The sequence below is a fragment of the Aequorivita sinensis genome (assembly GCF_006346335.1).
Classification (GTDB): domain Bacteria; phylum Bacteroidota; class Bacteroidia; order Flavobacteriales; family Flavobacteriaceae; genus Aequorivita; species Aequorivita sinensis.
This window is the reverse complement of sequence record NZ_VDMC01000034.1, coordinates 1-3431: the sequence shown is the minus strand read 5'-3', so window position 1 is coordinate 3431 and position 3431 is coordinate 1. Positions and strand designations below refer to the sequence as shown.

The window sequence follows — 3431 nt, the reverse complement described above, 5'->3', positions numbered from 1 at the left end:
TTCTCTTTCGACTGTTACAATCTTAATTAATTCTTCATCTGTCCTTTCAGACATTACTTTTGCAAATTCGTTTTCCATTAGTTTGATGGTTCGTTTATATTAATGCCAACGTTTAGTATAAAAGAAGTAGGGCTGTAAATAAGCAATTACTATTCGGATTCTCCACAAGCCAAATCTTTTGCATTTTGTTTTATATTTTTGTTCTAAAGCCAAATCAAAAAATTTGGCGACCTCGCAAAAGTGCCTGATACATTGGGTTTAGCACTTACTTGCCCTATTTTTTTTATACAGTGTTGCCACACGTTACTCTGCGTAACTCTTCGTTTTTGTTTTTATTATTTTTCCATCTTCATTCAGCAAATTCCAAGTTTCAGTAAATTTACTTTCTGTTAGAATTAAAGTTTCCTCTTTGTATTTGTACCATTTCTTAATTTTATTTGAGTATTTGTAATAGTTGATTTCTTTTATAAAATCGCCAAATGATTTGTCATTCATAAAATCGGTTAAATTCTTGGCTCGATTGTCAATTTTTCTAGTAATCCATTCCTCGGTTAAGTTACCATTTTTATCAAATAATTTTTCGCTCAAATAGTTGCCAAAATCATCTATTTCTGTTTTTCGAGCGATTTCCCCATTTCGATAAAATACATTCTTAGTTCCAATATTTGTCTTAAATACTTCGTTATCAATTTCAAATTTCGTTCGAACTGTTATAAATCTCGGTTTACCATTACCATAAAAAATAGTGTCGATTTCGGTTTCTATTTTATTTAAGGGTTTAGTTAAATCCGTATAATTATTTGTGTATTGCGAATAGGCATTCGACAGAAATAGAACAAAAATTAATGATATTACTTGTTTCATTTAATGTGTGGCAACGGTTTCGTGTATGAAAAGTGCGTGTTTGTGTCAGCGGATTTTCGGAATGAAAATCGGAAGAAAGCAAACATGCACTTTTCTTTGGTTGGCACTAAAATAAGCATTTTTTATACACATTGTTGTAAGCAGTTTTTATTCCTTTTTACGGTTTAATATATTTTACTTTTCCGAAATCAATTACTTTTTGAATAATCAATTCAGCGTTGTTCGAGCCTAAATGTCCGTAACCATCTTTACTATCATTTTTTAAAATTCCTTTTAAAGTCATTTTTATTGTTCCTGTGCAACCTTGTATTTCGTAGAACTTATTCAGTAGGTCTTTCGGAAATTCAATCTGCTCAAAATTCAAATCCATATCAAACTGTTCTTGACAAGAATCTTTATCCAAAGTTTGAAATCCAGTATATTCCATACATTCATAATAAATTCCTCGAATGACTATTGTATCATTGATTAGGTTATTTAATTCACACGACTTGGTTATCACTTTTTTGTTTTCGTAATAAAAAATTTTTGATTTACACGAAATCAAGATGAAAATGTAAAAAATTCCAATTCCGATTATATGTATTCTGTTTTTTCTCAAATTGCTTACAACGGCCAAGTATAAGCGTAGTGCGGGATTTCAACTACTTACTTGTCCGATTAGCAGTTGGTTTATTTTGTGTAAATACTTTCACTTTAGCACTTTACCCCGTATTACGCTTATACATTGTTGTAGAGCGTATTTTTTCAGTCCATTTTCATTGTTCGGAAAAGTCCGTTTAGATAATCTTGATTTTTCGAATATTCGTAATAATTTTTTTCTTTAAGAATTGAGCTCAAAGCAAGATTTTCTGCATCTTTTTTTGTTTTTCTTTTTTGATTTAAGCACTGATGATGATAAATCAAAGTATTGTAAAAACGATTAATATAATAGTTTTTATAACTCTCTTTTTCTTTGTCCTTTTCTATTTGCATTTCAAAGTCTGGAAACCCAAAATATTTATATTTGAAATATTCTTGTCCGTTAAATTTTGGGTATTTCTCGATACTTGCCAATGCTTTTTTGTAATTCGGTGGTTTAACAACATTCATATAACCCCAAATTTGAAGATAGCAAAGGTCCATCGCTGTTAAAAAGAATATACCTTTTTCGGTTTCGTCTTTGAGTTCGTAATTGTCAATTAAAAAGTTAACATTCGATAAATCAAAAGGCTGGTTTTTGTTCCCAATTCCGGTAAACACCATACTGTAATAGTTTTCTACTAATTCATAGCGTTGAACATTTTTGTCACGCCATTCTTTTAAGAGTTCAATATTGTCTTTTGGTTCTTTTTCTCTAACATTTGCATTGACTTTCATAATCAAGTACAAGTTTAATAAAGTTTGTTCGTCTGGAATTTTAAGGAATCTTTCTGAAGTCAAACTGTTGTTTGGTGTTATACATTCTTTTACGAAATTCTTGGTAGTTAGAAGTTCAGGTGAATTTATTTCGTCAATTTGTTTTAAAGTCAAGTCCGTTGGATTGTTTCTAAAAACAAAGTCTCTATAAATTTTTCCAAGTTCAATAATACCATTGTCCAAATCATTTGCAAATGTTGATTGGATACTAATTACTAATAAAAGTAAGACTGTTAATTTTTTGTTCATCTGTTTGTTTTTATATGCTCTACAACGTGTTTGGCTATGGTTTCGTTGCGTGAAAATCCGCGAGGATTTTCCGCCGAAAACCGAAGATAGCAAATTTGCGAGGACTTTCCGAGAGGAAAGTCAGAAGCAATGAACTATAGCCGTTGTTACCTGCTGGCTTTTATTTTTTCAAATTCGTTTTTTAATTCCGTTTTATATTTATTCACTTCTTTTGTCGAGTATGAGCAACAAAATCCGTCTTGTATTTTCCAAGTCCTAAATTTATAATTTTGACCATTAGATTCAAATTCAGATTCCGCTATTTGAATGAATCCTTTGTCAGTTTTGTCAGAGTTCAGGTAAATTCCAGAATCTGTTTTTATACTAGTTTCTCGTAGATTTTCATTAAAGTCCGAAGACGTTAATAAAATTCCGTTTTCAGGGATTTCTATTTTTTTATTCAAAGTGATAGCAGAAATAAATAAATCTTTTGAGTTTTCAACTCCGTAAATTATAGTCACATATTCTTTGTCAAAATCAGTTGGGATAATTAAGGTTTTTGTTCGGTATTGATATCCATAAATCATTGCAAAAACTAAAATCAAGGTCAGTTGGGTAATGAATATTTTTTTATAATTCTTTAACCATTTTTTTATTCCAAAATCAATTAGGAAAAATACAACTGCAATGACGAATAAAGCAAAAACAATGAAAATACCCCAATCTTGTCCATCCGTAATTAGAATGTAAATTGAATAAATTAGCGATATAATTGCTAAAGTCAGAAAAGGGGTTATTTTTTTCAGCGTGTTGTTCATTCAGCTTGCAGGTAACGGTCTCGTATAACCGTCAGTTACGGGTTAATATGCGTTAATTTTCGGTTAAGCACTGACGCTCGCAATTCCGAGTGGATTCGGACGTAGTCGAATCCGCCGTAATTG

The 3431-nt window shown here is 30.8% G+C and carries 4 protein-coding genes; all 4 read right to left on the bottom strand.

Annotated elements, in window-relative coordinates; translation table 11 throughout:
* Positions 1-303: 303 nt before the first annotated feature.
* A complete protein-coding gene (locus tag FHP04_RS14140; RefSeq protein ID WP_139856803.1) occupies positions 304-864 on the bottom strand; it encodes a hypothetical protein in 561 nt (186 codons plus the stop codon).
* Between the two features lie 157 nt (positions 865-1021).
* The gene (locus FHP04_RS14135) at positions 1022-1291 is read right to left on the bottom strand and encodes a hypothetical protein (RefSeq protein WP_158319151.1); all 270 of its coding nucleotides are present in this window, start codon (positions 1289-1291) and stop codon (positions 1022-1024) included.
* Between the two features lie 320 nt (positions 1292-1611).
* Positions 1612-2511, bottom strand: a complete 900-nt coding sequence (locus tag FHP04_RS14130) for a hypothetical protein (protein ID WP_139856801.1) — start codon at positions 2509-2511, stop codon at positions 1612-1614.
* Between the two features lie 146 nt (positions 2512-2657).
* The gene (locus FHP04_RS14125; protein WP_139856800.1) at positions 2658-3308 is read right to left on the bottom strand and encodes a hypothetical protein; all 651 of its coding nucleotides are present in this window, start codon (positions 3306-3308) and stop codon (positions 2658-2660) included.
* Positions 3309-3431: the final 123 nt, after the last annotated feature.